This window comes from Streptomyces humi (assembly GCF_001005085.2).
Classification (GTDB): Bacteria; Actinomycetota; Actinomycetes; order Streptomycetales; family Streptomycetaceae; genus Streptomyces; species Streptomyces humi.
This window is the reverse complement of the sequence record NZ_LBMU02000078.1, coordinates 1-13,775: the sequence shown is the minus strand read 5'-3', so window position 1 is coordinate 13,775 and position 13,775 is coordinate 1. Positions and strand designations below refer to the sequence as shown.

Here is a 13,775-nt window from a genome sequence, read left to right as displayed (position 1 = left end):
CGGCGGCGTGCGGTGCGGGTGCCCGTCGGCTCCCGAGGCGAAACGACCACGCGCCGACCGAATAGCGAAATCTCCGGACCCGGACGACCACCAACCGACTGCACATCTCCGACTGAGGTCAGCCGTCAGTCACCGCGGTCGTCCCGCAACATGCTGCGACGCTCCTGCTCGCGCTTGGAGTAGGCGGCCGCCCGGATCGCCTCGTCGCTCTCCAGGCCCGATCCCAGCGCGCCGCCCACCGTGGCGACCGAAGCGACGAACCAGGACAGCGTCCAGTACTCCGTGGCGTGCAGCGGGGTCCGTGTCGTGGAGGCGAACAGCCGGTCGTTGAGGATGAACAGCGCCCACACCAGGTTGATGACCACCAAACCCACGTAGCAGAGGATCACCCCGATTCCCAAGGTGACGATCGTCGAGGCGTTGTAGAGAGCCGTCCGCTTCCTCGCCTCCGGCGAAACCTCATCCGTCCGATGCCACAGGTTCGCGTCCACGATCAGCCAGCCGATCATGAGAGCGACGGACCCGACCATGGCGATCACCAGACGTGGCGTGCTCAGGGAGGTGGCCAGGTTCCAGATGGTGGAGTTCACGGTGGCCACCGCTCCCGTGGCGAGCGCGGCCGCCAACGCCTTGGACAGACCCGGCACCAACCGCCACGGCCGGTTGGCGCGGACCATACCGCCGAGCACCCTCAGGTAGCCGCGCGGCCCACTGACGACGTACCGCAGATCGGCGATCTCCTCCTCACCGACCTGGCCCGGACGGATGGGCACGAGACGACCGATGAAGGGCCCCCGCAGCGGCTGACTTCCCGTACGCCCCTCAGGCCCGGTGGCGCGCGGGCCCGCCAGGCTGAGCACGGCTTCCTCCACGGCCTGCCGGGCCCTTTTCTGGAGCCGGAAGCCTCCGAGCGTGGGAAGGGACAGCAGCGCAAGGCCGTGTTCGTGACTCAGATCCACTACGAGCTTGCGCCCGTGTGAATGCAGCGGAAGGTCGGTGAGGGCCACGACGATGTCCCAGTTCCCCTCACTTCCGCGGTCCATGATCCGCCGCGTCAGGGTGGACAGGTCCTCGGTCCCCGCGGTGAAGGGCTCACTGACCACCACGACGTCGAACCGTCGTCCCGGGCCTGACCTGTCGGCGAGTCGATCAGGAAGCATCTGGGCCATGCGCTGCGCGATCTCCGTCGGCGCGTCCGGATCCGCCAGAAGAGCCACGACCGTAACGTCCTGAGACGACACCCGCATGACTCCTCTCGTCGGCTACCCCGCGATCGCGAGTGCCCACAGGCTGCCCCCAAGTAACGCCGACACCGCGTGACACGCAGGCCCCCGCCAGCAGGCGCAATCGGTACAGTCAGATCTCCTCGACCTCCTGCGTAGGGCCTGCTCTACCATCAGGCCACACGGTTACATGCGCCACCGCGAACACCAGCTCCGCGCCACCCGGGCGGCACCGCACGCCGCGCCACCGGACACCCGCTTCGGTGTCCTGCCCGGAAGTGCGCAGGCAGGGGGCAGGCGACGGTGAAGCACTCTGGAATGTGCCTCGGGAGCGGGGCCCCGTGACGGCGCCTGTCGCGCGGTTCCCGGCACGATCAGGTAATCAGGAACGGTGAACAAGGACGCGACCGACCCCTTCGTGCATGTCCGGGGCGCCGGTGAGAACAACCTGCGCAACATCGATGTCGACGTTCCGCGGGACGCGATGGTCGCCTTCACCGGCGTCTCCGGTTCGGGCAAGTCCTCGCTCGCGTTCGGCACGCTCTACGCGGAGGCCCAGCGGCGCTACTTCGAGTCCGTGGCACCGTACGCCCGAAGGCTCCTGCAACAGGTCGGCGCACCGCACGTGCAGAAGATCACCGGACTGCCACCGGCCGTGGCCCTTCAGCAGCGACGCGGGGCGCCCAGCTCGCGCTCGACGGTCGGCACCCTCACCACGCTGTCCAACCTGCTGCGCATCCTGTACTCCCGCGCCGGCACCTATCCGCCCGGGGCCGCCCGGCTGGAAGCCGAGTCGTTCTCCCCCAACACCGCGGCCGGCGCCTGCCCGGAGTGCCACGGACTGGGCGTCGTGCACGACGTCGCCGAGGACCTGCTCGTCCCGGACCCCTCGCTGAGCATCCGCGAGGGGGCGATCGCCGCCTGGCCGGGCGCCTGGCAGGGCGCCAACCTGCGCAGCGTCGTGAGCAACCTGGGGATCGACATCGACCGGCCGTGGCGCAGGCTCAGGAAGAAGGACCGGGACTGGCTGCTGTACACGGACGAGCAGCCCGCCGTGTACATCGAGCCGGAGGAGGACCGGATCGACTGGGGCTACCAGGGCAAGTTCTGGAGCGCCCGCAAGCACGTCATGCACGTCCTCGCCGACTCCAAGAGCGAGAAGATGCGCGAGCGGGCGCTCCGGTTCGTCAGGAGTGTGCCCTGCCCTGCCTGTCACGGCAGCGGACTGCGGCCCGAGGCTCTCGCCGTGACCTTCGCCGGACGTTCCATCGCCGAGATCAACGCGATGCCGCTCACCGAGGTCGTGGCGCTGCTGCGGCCCGTCGCGGGGCGGTCCGAGGCCGACGCCACCACCTCGACCGCCCGGACCGGGGAGACGACCGAGGTCGCGGTCCGGATCTGCGGTGATCTGGTCGCGCGGATCGACGTACTGCTCGACCTGGGCCTCGGATATCTCAGCCTCGGGCGCCGCTCGACGACCCTGTCACCCGGCGAGGCGCAGCGCCTGCGGATCGCCACCCAGCTGCGCTCGGGACTGTTCGGCGTCGTCTACGTCCTCGACGAACCCTCCGCGGGCCTGCACCCGGCTGACGCGGAACCGCTGCTGGAGGTGCTGGACCGACTCAAGGCGGCGGGCAACTCGCTGTTCGTCGTGGAGCACGACATGGACGTCGTACGGCGGGCGGACTGGGTGGTCGACATCGGCCCCGGTGCGGGCGAGGGCGGCGGACGCGTGCTGTACAGCGGCCCGGTCGCCGGTCTCGAGCGGATCGGGGAGTCGGCCACGGGCCGGTACCTGTTCGGGCGCGCCCAGCCGCTCGATCACCGCCCGCGCACCCCGCACGGGTGGCTGCACCTGCGCGGCGTCTCCCGCCACAATCTGCACGACGTGTCCGTCGACGTACCGCTGTGCGTACTGACGGCGGTGACGGGCGTGTCCGGTTCCGGAAAGTCGACGCTGGTGACGCAGGTGCTCGCCGAGGTCGTCCGCGGCCACCTCGGACTCGTGCCCGAGGAGCCCGACGAGGCGCGGCTGGAGGTCGACGTCCAGGACGCTTCGGGGGTCGAGTCGTTCGACCGGCTGGTCCGGGTCGACCAACGGCCCATCGGCCGAACCCCTCGGTCCAACCTGGCCACGTACACCGGGATGTTCGACGCGGTGCGCAAGCTGTACGCGGCGACGGACGAGGCCAGGGCGCGCGGCTACTCGGCCGGGCGGTTCTCCTTCAACGTGCCCGAGGGACGGTGCGAGACCTGTCAGGGCGAAGGGTTCGTCGCGGTGGAACTGCTGTTCCTGCCCGGCACCTACGCCCCGTGCCCGGCCTGCGAAGGCGCCCGGTACAACGCCGAAACGCTGGAAGTCACCTATCGCGGCAGGAACATCGCGGAAGTACTCGCGCTGTCCGTCGACGCCGCCGCCGAGTTCCTGTCCGCAGTCCCGGCCGCCTCCCGCAGTCTGGAGACGTTGCGCGAGGTGGGACTGGGCTACCTGCGACTGGGCCAGCCCGCGACGGAACTCAGCGGCGGTGAGGCGCAACGCATCAAACTGGCGACCGAACTGCAGCGAGCCCGCCGCGGGCACGCGCTCTACCTGCTCGACGAGCCGACGGCGGGGCTGCACCCGGCGGACATCGCCCTGCTGCTGCGACAGCTGCACCGGCTCGTCGACGCCGGCAACACGGTCGTCCTCGTCGAACACGACCTGGACACGATCGCCACCGCCGACTGGGTCATCGACCTCGGTCCGGGCGGCGGCGACGCGGGCGGGCAGGTGGTCGCGGCGGGCCCGCCGGCCAAGGTGGCGAGAGCCCGCCGCAGCGCCACCGCGCCCTATCTCGCGGCCCGGCTCGCGCGCTCCTGACGACAGCGCGGGGGGGCTGAGCACCATTCAGCCGCGGTCGGGGCGCGGGGGTGCGGCGGCATTCGACGCGGCTGCGCGGCACCACGGAACAGGCCGCGGGGCCCGCCCCACTGTGCAGCGCCCGCGGTCGGGCCGCCGAGTCAGCCGGGTACGGGGTGGTGCGCCCGGGCGAACTGTTCCACGACGGCGGCGCAGAAGGCGGGCAGGTCGGCCGGGCCGCGGCTGGTGACCAGCTGCCCGTCGACGACCACCTCCTCGTCGGCGACGACCTCCGCGCCGGCGTTGCGCAGATCGGTGCGGATGCTGGGCCAGGACGTCAGACGGCGGCCGCGCACGGCGTCGGCTTCCGCCAGGGTCCACGGACCGTGGCAGATCGATGCGACCGGTTTGCCGCTGGCCATGAAGTCCTTGACGAACTGCACCGTGTCGCGGTCCATGCGCAGTTGGTCGGGGTTCATGGCCCCGCCGGGCAGGAGCAGCGCGTGGTAGTCGTCGACGGAGGCGTCGGCGACCAGGCGGTCCACCGGGAAGGTTCCGGCCGCGTTGAGGTCGAACTGGCGGGCCTGGATCTCGCCGGGGTGGAGCGAGACGATCTCGGTCTTCGCCCCTGCTCCCTGCAGCGCACCGCGCGGCTGGTCGAGTTCCACGCGCTCGACGCCGTCGGTGGCCAGAATCGCCACCCGCATCCCCCGGAGTTCCTGTGTCATGGTCAAGGCTCCCTTCACGAGTCGCTGGTTGCGGGCCGCGAGCGGTCGGGAGACCCGGCAGGGCCGGTCCGCCTCCCCGCCGTCCGGGTGAGGACGAGTCCGGTGACATGCAACGGGACGCGACTGCTACAGCAGCCGGTCGAACACCGCGGTCACGCCGTCCCAGTGGCTGGTCTGCGGGTTCTTGATGTCCGGATACATGATTTTGAACGTATCGGCGAGGGCGACGCTGAGACCGCCGATGATCTCGGGGTAGCGCTCTTCGGTCTCCTGGGTGGGTGTCCTGTCGAGGGGAGGGTGCGTGGCGAGCTGTTCCAGGATCGGCTTCAGCTCGACCTCCTCGTCCAGCCGCCGGAACCGGTGGACGCTCTCCTGGAGGCCCTTGGTGATCGGCAGGTCCCACGGCTCGACGGTGTCCCGGCCGTTGGCCTTGGCCGATGCCTGGCCGACTACCAGCAGGTCGTAGAGCTTGGCGTCGACGAAGTCGCCGTACCGCTTCAGGTCGTTCTTGTCCACGTCGAGGCCCGCGGCGGCGCGGAAGAACCTCTCGAACTTCGACACACCCATCACGGTCATGCCTCTCGCCTCCTCACCGGGAACCGGACGGCGTCCTTCGCTCCCGCCGGCGTCGCCATCGGCTGTTACCGGTCGAGATTCGCAGAGCCCCCTGCTGAGCGCCTCCGCACTCCAGGCCGAAAAAGAACGCCCCCTCCTGCCCTGGCAGAGCAGCATGAAATGGCATCACCCCGCCGCTGGACGAACACGGCGCCCTGACGCCCGTCAGGCGCCGGTGTCCCCTTTCCCGTGGCGGAGGCCGTCTGCACTTGTGCTCGGAGGCCCATGGAGCCGGCCGCTTTTCCGCCCGCCGGGAGCAGGCAGGGTGACGGCCCACAGCCGGAGCATGGAGATGGCCTCCGCTGACGCGCACGCACCACGCCGCGCGTCAGCCCGCCATCCCCACTCGCACGACGGAGAGCGAACGGCTCATGGACTACAACACCTTCCTCGACACCATCACCCGGCGGGCCCCTGTCCCCCCGGAGAAGGCGGAGCCCCTCACCCGTGCCACCCTGGAAACCCTGGCCGAGCGGCTCACCAGGGGTGAGGCGGAGGACCTCGCGTCCGAACTCCCCAAGCAGCTGAAGGAACCGCTGGTCGCACCCACTCCGCAGGCCGAGCCCTTCGGACTCGACGAGTTCATCAACCGGGTGAGCAGGCGCGCAGGGGTGAGCCCGGACGAGGCCCGCGAGGGCGTACGGGCGGAGCTGAGCACCTTGAGGGACGCGGTCAGTGACGGCGAGTTCCGCCACGTGATGTCCCAGCTGCCCCGGGACTTCGAGGCCGTCGTCGGCGCCCCGGGCTGAAAGGAGTCATGACCGACGTACCGCGGGGGCTGTTCTTCCGCGACGTCCAGCGGCGCATCACCTCGCCGTGCCTTCCCCCACGACAGCACCATGTTCGCTCCGCGTCCCGCCACACGGCGCGCAGAGCGAACTCCTGTTGGAACGTCGGCGCTACGTCGGCGAGGGGATGCGCGAGGACCTCCGGTCGGGCGGCCTCGGCACACGTCCGACGCAGACTCGGCATGAAATCGCCGGAGGATCGCATGACACAATCGACAGTTCCTTCAGCCGGCGCACCCGTGGACGTCGAAGGCGGGGCGCAGCTGCCGTTCGCCGAGCACGCGGCCATGGCCAGGGCGTATCCCGGCGGCAGGATGACCGTGGGCGCCATCACGCCCCTCGAGGGCTTCGACGGGCCCGTGCCGTGCCTGGCCGGGCATCTCGAGCGGATCCAGCAGGCCGAGCGGGCCGGCTTCGCCTCGGTGTGGGTCCGTGACGTGCCGCTGCTGGACCCGAGTTTCGGGGACGCCGGGCAGGTCTTCGACCCGTGGGTGTACCTGGGGCAGCTCAGTGCCCGCACCACCTCGATCACCCTGGGGACCGCCAGCATCGTCATGCCGCTGCGGCATCCGTTGCACACCGCCAAGGCGGCCGCCACGGTGGACCGGCTGTCAGGCGGACGCCTCCTGCTCGGGGTGGCCACCGGTGACCGGCCCGTGGAGTTCCCGGCCTTCGGCCAGGACCTGGGCAGCCGGGCCGAGACGTTCCGGCAGTCGCTGGAGTACTTCCGTATCGTCCTCGAGCACCGTTTCCCCCACGTGGAGTCGCCGCTCGGCCGGATGCGCGGCACCGATCTGCTGCCCAAGCCGGTGTACCGGCGGATCCCCGTACTGATGACGGGACACGGCAGGCAGGACCTCCGGTGGATCGCCGACAACACGGACGGCTGGCTGTACTACACCCCGCCGCTCCAGCAGCAGGCCGAGAACATCGAGCGGTGGCGGGAGCTGACCCGGGGCGACGGCGGTGGGTTCAAGCCGTACGCACAGGCCACCTATCTGGATCTGACCAAGGACCCGCTGGCCCTGCCCAGACGCATCCACCAGGGATTCTCGGTGGGCCGGGAGTCGTTCCTGGCGATGATGCGGGCCTGGCAGGACATCGGCATCGACCAGCTGATGATCAACTTCAAGCACAGCCGCCGCCCGGTCGCCGAAGTGATCGACGAACTGGCCGAACACGTGCTGCCGCACTTCCCGCCCGGGCGTCCCGGGGCGCGCGGGGAACACCGGCGGCCCGTGGAGCGGACCGGGCGCTGAGGAAGTACGACCCCGGCGCCCCCTGTGTGACAAGGCCGCGCTCAGTCCCGGACCGCCCCGGACGGCAACTGCTGCGCGTAGTCGCACGTGCCCTCCGCCCGGAACTGCAGGGCCGCCCTGGTCACCTCCGCGCCGAGGCCCCGCAACTGGTCCCCGACCGCCTGGTCGGTAAGGCGTCCGTCGCCGTCGAAGACCCTGGAGGACCACGGGACCGCGAACACCAGCGGCACGGCCCAGCCGCGCAGCGACCGCACGATGAACTCCATCGCGTTGATCGCCTGCAGGCCCTGCACTCCACCGGCGGTCGTCAGCATCCCCACGGGTTTGTTGCTGAGGTAGGGCGGGTCGTGGTCGGCCAGGAGGGAGAGCCAGTCCACCGCGTTCTTGAACGCGCCGCTGACCGACCCGTGGTAGGTCGGGCTGCTCCACAGCAGGGCGTCGGCGGCCTGAACGGTGTCCGCGAGCCGACGGGCGGACGCAGGGATCCCGTGCTCGGACGTGTAGAACGGAAGAGCCAGCCGCTTGAGGTCGATCACCAGGGTGCCGGCGCCCGCGTCGGCCGCCCCCTCGACCGCCACACACAGTGCGGTGAGGCTGGTCGACGGCGTGCGCAGCGACCCTCCCATTCCGACGACGAGCGGGCGCGTCATCCTGTCAACTCCTTCAGAGCATCTCCAGGGGCGTGGGCCCGTTGGGTGGCGGGAACGCCTCGTCGAGGGCGTCGAGCGCCTCGGGGGGAAGGCGGAGGTCCACCGCGCCGCGGTTCTCCCGAACGTGGTCGGGTGATCCGGAACGCGGGATCGCGGCCACCCCCTGTGCCAGCACCCAGGCGAGTGCCACCTGGGCGGGCGTCGCTCCGAGGGGCCGGGCCACGGCATCCAGTGCCCCGCCCTCCAGGAGCCGCCCCTGCTCGACCGGGGAGTAGGCCATGACCGTCACCCCCGCCTCGCGGCACCAGGGGAGCAGATCCCACTCGATGCCGCGCCGGGAGAGGTTGTACAGCACCTGGTCGACGGCCGCGGCGTCACTACCGGGGAGGGTGGTCAGCTCGGCCATGTCGGCGACGTCCAGATTGCTCACACCCCAGTAACGGATCTTCCCCGCCTCCATCAGGTCGGTGAACCCGGCAAGGGTCTCCTCGAGCGGCCACCGTCCCCGCCAGTGCAGCAGGTACAGGTCCAGCCGTTCCGTACGGAGCCGCCGCAGGCTGCGCTCGCAGGCGGCGACGGTGCCTTTCTGGTCGGCGTTTCCGGGCAGCACCTTGCTGACGAGGAAGACCTCCTCCCGGCGTCCCCGGAGGGCCTCCCCGACGAGCTCCTCGGCCGCGCCGTCGCCGTACATCTCCGCCGTGTCGACGAGGGTCATGCCCAGGTCCACGGCCAGCCGCAGCGCGGCGATCTCCTGTTCGCGCCGGGCCGGGTCCTCGCCCAGATACCAGGTGCCCTGCCCGAGCGCCGCGATCTCCTCACCGGAGGGGAGCGTTACCGTTCTGGCCGATTCCACGGACATCTCGGGCCTCCCGTCTGCCGCGGATCCGCGGCACCCGCTCCGGGTGCCCAGGTCCGCGCCTCCCAGACAACAGGTGTCTGATGAGCCGGAGAGTGAGGTCAGGAGCGCCGAGCGGACTGCGCCGAGCGCTCGCCGGGACCGGGTGCGCCACCGCGCAGAGCGACGGCCACCGACACGACGGCGCCGCAGGAGAGGACCGTCGCGAAGCCGATCATCGCGGTCTGCACGGCGAAGTGCCGCAGGGCGATGCTGAACAGCACGGAGGGCAGGCCCATTCCGAGGTATGCGACGACGAAGAACACGGCGAGGACCCCCGCGCGTGAGGCGGGCTCGGCCACTGAACCGGCACGGTCGACTCCGCCCTTGAAGAGCAGCCCGGAGCCGGCTCCCGAGAGGGACACGGCGACCAGGTAGAGCCAGAGCGCCGGGTGGTAGAGGGCGACGGCGCACAGGACCAGGCCTACCGGAAAGACCACTGCCCCCACGGTCAGGACCCGGGGCAGCGGGAGGCGTCCCAGCACCAGCTGGGCGGCAGCCGCGGAACCGAACATGAGGAAGGCCGCCAGGCCGACCACGAAATGCGAGTCGGTGTGCAGGGTGCCGTGGAGCACGCTCGCCCCGAGTGACGAGATCAGGCCGAGGATCGCGAAGGCGAAGGCGCCCAGCGCGCCAGCCGCGCCGAACGTCCGCCGGCCGCCGGGGCGCAGGACGAACCTCCTGGCCGGTTCGGCCGCGGGCAGCTCCCGGTCCACGGTCTCCGGGGTGCACAGCACCAGCGCCAGGCACACCGCCATGGCGAGCGTGAAGATCGCCTGTGCGGTGATCAGAGGAGTGGGAAGCCACTCGGCGGCGGCTCCGGCCACCAGGGGCCCTGAGGCCAGGCCGCCCAGGTTGGCGGCGGTGGCCACGATGCCGGGCAGCACCGAACCCGTCCGGTCCGGACGGGCCTCCCGGTGGAGGTCGTGCAGGTACGTCGTCGCGGTCGAGGCCATCAGCCCCAGTCCGACACCGTTCAGGACCCTGCCCGCGATCAGCCCCGGCAGGTCCCGCCACACGATCAGTACGACCGACGCGACGATGCCGACGAGCAGCGCCGGGACGATGATGCGGCGCCGGCCGAGCCGGTCCGACAGGTGTCCCAGTCCCAGGAAGGCGGCCGCTGCGCCCACGACCATCGAGGCGTACGCCACCGTGACCGTGGTCGCGCCGAAGTGGTCCCGGGCACCGTACAACGGCCACAGCGGGGTCGGTGCGGTACCGAAGGCCATCAGCACGGCGAAGGAGACCGCCACGAACCAGAAGCCGGTCGTGTGCGGGGCGCGGCGGCGGGCGGGGACGCGGGGCGGCAGGTCGGGGAAAGCATCGGTCGTGGGACGGCTCAGCGACGTCGGTACGGCAGGCAGGAGTACCCCTCCTCGAATGGAAGTGGATGACGTTTTCCATTCTCCTCACCAGGGAGAATCAGTGCCAACGAATGTTTTTGCTGAGTTCCAGCAATGTGAGCGATACTTCTGGTGTGGAGCTACGTCAGCTGGAGCACTTCATCGCCGTCGCCGAGGAGCTGAGTTTCACGCGTGCCGCCCGCCGGCTGCACGTGGTGCAGTCGGGGGTGTCCGCCGCGGTCCGCTCCCTGGAGCGCGAGCTCGGCTGTGCGCTGTTCGAGCGCACGTCGCAGCAGGTCCGGCTCACCGGGGCGGGCGCGGCGCTGCTGCCGGAGGCTCGGGCCACCCTGCAAGCCGCCCAGGCGGCCCAGGACGCCGTGCGTGCCGCACAGGACACACTGAGCGGCACGGTGAACGTGGGGGCCATGGCCTCGGTCGAGGTGGTGGACCTCCCTGCGCTCCTCGGCCAGCTGCACGCGCGACATGCGGCGATCGATGTCCGCCTGCGGCTGGCGACGGCTGGCTCGGCGGGACTGGCGCGCGCGCTGCTCAGCGGGGACCTCGACGTGGCCTTCCTGTCGCTGCCCGAACGCAGGCCCGCCGGGATCGACGCGCGGGAGCTGGCCACCGTGCCGCTCGTCCCGGTGGTGAGCGCCGCCCATCCGCTCGCGCGGCAGGGAAGGGTGTCACTTGCGGACCTCGCGGGGGAGCCCTTCGTGGACTTCCCGCCGGGCTACGGCAACCGCGAGGTGGTCGACCGGGCGTTCGCGGCGGCCGGCGTCGTACGCCGAGTGGCACTGGAAGTGCCCGACATCGACATGGGAGCGGCACTGGTCCGGCACGGTCTGGGCATCGCCTTCCTGCCCGCGTTCACCGTCGCCCGCACCCCCGGCCTGCACGTCCTGGACGTGTACGACACCATGCTCCGCTGGAGCATGCATCTCGGCACGTCGTCGACCCGGCGGCCCAGCTCGGCCCTGAGGGCGCTGCTCGACCTGGTCGACCTCCACGTCATCGCCCTGTGACGCGGGTGTCCGTCACGGAGAGGCCGAAGGGTCACCCGGCGGATTCGAGGGCCTGGGAGAAGTCCTTGCCGAGCTGCGACATCAGGTCGTTGAACTCCTTCTCGCTGATCGCCTGCCGGAGCACGGCCAGTACGGTTCGCACGCCGCGGTCGGCCTCCTCCCTCTTGAGCATGGTGCGTTCGGCCACGCGCAGCACGCTGTCCAAGTGGCCGAAGCGCTCGATGCGGTCCGTGGTTCCCCGGCGCACCGCCTCCGCGAGACCCTTGGGGAGCTCGGTGGCTAGGTCCCTGGCCTCACCAGGGCTGAGCCGGTGGGCCAGCGTCTCGAGCGTGGCCCAGGTCAGGTCCGCCGCCTCCTGCCGGCTCAGGCCGGTGCGCTCGGCGACGGTACGGACGAATTCCTGCTCATCCATGCGTCGTCCTCCTTCGCTGCTGTGTTGCGACGAACGGCGCGGATTCCCCTGCAAGCCTGCCACGCCGACCCGGCCCGCGCCCGCCCACGGACGGCGGTGAGAGCTCTTCGCACTGGCCGGCCGTACGCGCTGCGTCGGCACCAGGAGCGCACCGCGGGCATCTGATGCCCCGTTCTCCTCCGGGCGGTGCTGGTCACATGACTTCCAGCGAGGCGTCAGCCGGGCCCGCCCAGCACGATCCTCCACACCCGGGTCGCCACCTGGAGGTTCAGCCGGTCCTCGACGTTCGCGAGGTCATTGCCGCTGATGTCGCGGATGCGCTGGAGCCGGTAGCGCAGTGTGCTGCGGTGGATCGCGAGGGAGTCGGCGGTCTCGTCGTAGTTGCCGCCGCAGTCGAAGTACCGGGAGAGGGTCTCCACCAAGGTCGCGTGGTGCCGGGAGTCGTAGTCGATGAGCGGCCCGAGCCACTCCTGTACGAATGTCTCCAGTTCCCGGTAATCGCTGCCGGGCCCCAGGATCCGGTAGAGGCCGAGTTCGTCGAAGAACGACGTGCCGTAGCGCTCGCGGCAGTGGCGGCGCACCTCCAGGGCGCGCTGCGCCTCCTCGTAGCGGCGGGGGATGTCGTCCACGGAGTCGCAGGGGGCGCTCACTCCGATCGTCCCGGACCGTGTCCCGGTCTCGCGGGCGAGCGCCTCGTACAACGCGCGGGTGTGCGGCCTGCCGTCGGCGATGAGGACGACGTAGCCGGAACGTCGGGTCAGCAGCGAGCGCATGCCCACGGCGGTGGCCGCCCGGCTCACGGTCTTCGCGAAGAGATCGTCCGCAGTCCGGTTCGCCCACTGCACAACGACGATGTAGTGGGTGCGGTGCAGGTCGTGTCCGACTGCCTCGGACCGGGCGTAGGCGCTCGTCTCGTCCGTCCCTGCCAGAAGGTCGTCGGTCAGCTCCCGGTGCAGTCTGAGCTCCACTTCGGCCAGATCGCGCACGTGCGTCAGCTTCGGTGCGAGCGACGCGGCGGCGTGTTCCAGCATGAGTACGGTGTGCTGGTCGGCCTCGTCCCGGGCATCGACCAGGGCCAGCACGCCGAGGATCTCGCCGTGCGGGCGGATCAGGGTGATCAGCCGGTCCTTTATCCGCACCGGCCCGGTCTGACGGGCGACGGCGTGCAGCATCTCGTCCCGGTGCACGGGGTCTGGTTCGGGATAGGGGACGGGGCGGCTGGGGCCGGACCAGGACCTGAGCCGACCGAAGCGGTCCTCGACCAGCGCGGGAAGTCCAGTGAGCGTGTGCAGTGCTCGGGTGACAGCATCCTCGCCGCCACCCGAGGCAGCGACGTCGGCCATGACAGCGTGAACGGCTCGCTCGTAGGCCAGCTCAGCCACCACAGAGATCAGCTGCTCCTGGAGGGCCGCGCGTTCCGCCCTCAGCCGGTGCAGCTCCCGCGCGTCCTCGCGTTGGCGGCGGTGTGCGAAGGCTGCTGACAGTGCGGCGGCGGTGTGCCGGACGAGCATGGCGAGCAGGTATCGCTCGGCCTCGGTGGGCCGGCAGCGGGACGTGACCACGAGGTAGCCGATGAGTCCCGCAGGTCCGCGTAGCCCCAGGGCCCGGCCCCAGCGCCTGCCAGGGAAGGCCACGTTACCGTCCTGCCCGGCCAGCTCTTGCACTCTCCTGCCCACGGCCGAGGCATGCGTCTGCCCGTTCCTCGGGCTGGGGACCAGGTCGCCGCCCACCTTGAGGTATCCGGCCTCGGCGCTGTACGGCCCCGCGGCGGTTACGTGGTTCATGGCCAGGCGCAGGATCTCGACTTCGTCCGGAGCGCCGAACATGGCGCCGGAGAGCGCGACCAGATCGTGGAGGGCGGGGTCGGCCGGGGTGCGGGCGGGCGGGCGGGGCGCTCCGCGTGCGCCCGTGGGGCGCCGCCCGGCGCTGCCCCGTGGAGGGCTGCCCTTCCGATGGGAGGGACGGTGGTGCAGGCGGTGCGCCCGACTGCCGGCC

General features: G+C 71.0%; 12 protein-coding genes. 4 read left to right on the top strand and 8 right to left on the bottom strand.

Translation table 11 applies throughout. The annotated features are described in order from the left end of the window. Positions 1 to 125: 125 nt before the first annotated feature. The gene (locus tag AAW13_RS31050) at positions 126 to 1,247 is read right to left on the bottom strand and encodes a hypothetical protein (protein ID WP_206306297.1); all 1,122 of its coding nucleotides are present in this window, start codon (positions 1,245 to 1,247) and stop codon (positions 126 to 128) included. A gap of 367 nt (positions 1,248 to 1,614) precedes the next feature. Between AAW13_RS31050 and uvrA the strand changes: the two genes are divergently transcribed. Next, positions 1,615 to 4,083, top strand: coding sequence for an excinuclease ABC subunit UvrA (uvrA, locus tag AAW13_RS31045; protein WP_046734300.1), 2,469 nt, complete (start codon positions 1,615 to 1,617; stop codon positions 4,081 to 4,083). A 140-nt stretch (positions 4,084 to 4,223) separates the two neighbouring features. On the opposite strand, the gene AAW13_RS31040 is transcribed toward uvrA, so the two are convergent. Beyond that, positions 4,224 to 4,790, bottom strand: a complete 567-nt coding sequence (locus tag AAW13_RS31040) for a type 1 glutamine amidotransferase domain-containing protein (RefSeq protein ID WP_046734301.1) — start codon at positions 4,788 to 4,790, stop codon at positions 4,224 to 4,226. Positions 4,791 to 4,916: 126 nt separating this feature from the next. Continuing rightward, entirely contained in the window at positions 4,917 to 5,366 is a 450-nt protein-coding gene (locus AAW13_RS31035; protein WP_046734302.1) for a DUF1931 family protein, read from the bottom strand. Between the two features lie 410 nt (positions 5,367 to 5,776). Here AAW13_RS31035 and AAW13_RS31030 point away from each other — a divergent pair, with 410 nt between their 5' ends. Both AAW13_RS31030 and AAW13_RS31025 read left to right on the top strand, forming a co-directional pair. Continuing rightward, positions 5,777 to 6,154 (top strand): DUF2267 domain-containing protein, encoded by a 378-nt coding sequence (locus tag AAW13_RS31030; RefSeq protein ID WP_046734303.1) that lies wholly within the window; start codon positions 5,777 to 5,779, stop codon positions 6,152 to 6,154. A 242-nt stretch (positions 6,155 to 6,396) separates the two neighbouring features. Further along, positions 6,397 to 7,452, top strand: coding sequence for an LLM class oxidoreductase (locus AAW13_RS31025; protein WP_046734304.1), 1,056 nt, complete (start codon positions 6,397 to 6,399; stop codon positions 7,450 to 7,452). A 41-nt stretch (positions 7,453 to 7,493) separates the two neighbouring features. Here the strand turns inward: AAW13_RS31025 and AAW13_RS31020 are convergent, their stop codons facing one another. The 3 genes from AAW13_RS31020 to AAW13_RS31010 form a co-directional block, all read right to left on the bottom strand. Next, positions 7,494 to 8,102 carry an NADPH-dependent FMN reductase gene (locus tag AAW13_RS31020; protein WP_046734305.1) on the bottom strand — a complete coding sequence of 203 codons (609 nt, stop codon included), beginning with the start codon at positions 8,100 to 8,102 and terminating at the stop codon, positions 7,494 to 7,496. Between the two features lie 13 nt (positions 8,103 to 8,115). Then, positions 8,116 to 8,961, bottom strand: coding sequence for an aldo/keto reductase (locus tag AAW13_RS31015; protein ID WP_046734306.1), 846 nt, complete (start codon positions 8,959 to 8,961; stop codon positions 8,116 to 8,118). 98 nt (positions 8,962 to 9,059) lie between these two features. Further along, positions 9,060 to 10,253, bottom strand: coding sequence for an MFS transporter (locus AAW13_RS31010; RefSeq protein ID WP_046734307.1), 1,194 nt, complete (start codon positions 10,251 to 10,253; stop codon positions 9,060 to 9,062). A 224-nt stretch (positions 10,254 to 10,477) separates the two neighbouring features. Here AAW13_RS31010 and AAW13_RS31005 point away from each other — a divergent pair, with 224 nt between their 5' ends. Beyond that, positions 10,478 to 11,368, top strand: coding sequence for a LysR family transcriptional regulator (locus tag AAW13_RS31005; RefSeq protein ID WP_046734308.1), 891 nt, complete (start codon positions 10,478 to 10,480; stop codon positions 11,366 to 11,368). Between the two features lie 31 nt (positions 11,369 to 11,399). On the opposite strand, the gene AAW13_RS31000 is transcribed toward AAW13_RS31005, so the two are convergent. Continuing rightward, positions 11,400 to 11,780, bottom strand: a complete 381-nt coding sequence (locus AAW13_RS31000) for a DUF2267 domain-containing protein (protein ID WP_046734309.1) — start codon at positions 11,778 to 11,780, stop codon at positions 11,400 to 11,402. A gap of 215 nt (positions 11,781 to 11,995) precedes the next feature. Further along, positions 11,996 to 13,753: a PucR family transcriptional regulator gene (locus AAW13_RS30995; RefSeq protein WP_071659738.1), complete on the bottom strand. Its 1,758-nt coding sequence runs from the start codon at positions 13,751 to 13,753 to the stop codon at positions 11,996 to 11,998. Positions 13,754 to 13,775 lie beyond the last annotated feature (22 nt).

Excerpts from the sequence above, each read along its gene's own strand:
- AAW13_RS31035 (WP_046734302.1), bottom strand. The coding sequence starts at position 5,366 with ATGACCGTGATGGGTGTGTCGAAGTTCGAGAGGTTCTTCCGCGCCGCC.
- AAW13_RS31015 (WP_046734306.1), bottom strand. The coding sequence starts at position 8,961 with ATGTCCGTGGAATCGGCCAGAACGGTAACGCTCCCCTCCGGTGAGGAG.
- AAW13_RS31050 (WP_206306297.1), bottom strand. The coding sequence starts at position 1,247 with ATGCGGGTGTCGTCTCAGGACGTTACGGTCGTGGCTCTTCTGGCGGAT.
- AAW13_RS31040 (WP_046734301.1), bottom strand. The coding sequence starts at position 4,790 with ATGACACAGGAACTCCGGGGGATGCGGGTGGCGATTCTGGCCACCGAC.
- AAW13_RS31020 (WP_046734305.1), bottom strand. The coding sequence starts at position 8,102 with ATGACGCGCCCGCTCGTCGTCGGAATGGGAGGGTCGCTGCGCACGCCG.
- AAW13_RS31030 (WP_046734303.1), top strand. The coding sequence starts at position 5,777 with ATGGACTACAACACCTTCCTCGACACCATCACCCGGCGGGCCCCTGTC.
- AAW13_RS31025 (WP_046734304.1), top strand. The coding sequence starts at position 6,397 with ATGACACAATCGACAGTTCCTTCAGCCGGCGCACCCGTGGACGTCGAA.
- AAW13_RS31000 (WP_046734309.1), bottom strand. The coding sequence starts at position 11,780 with ATGGATGAGCAGGAATTCGTCCGTACCGTCGCCGAGCGCACCGGCCTG.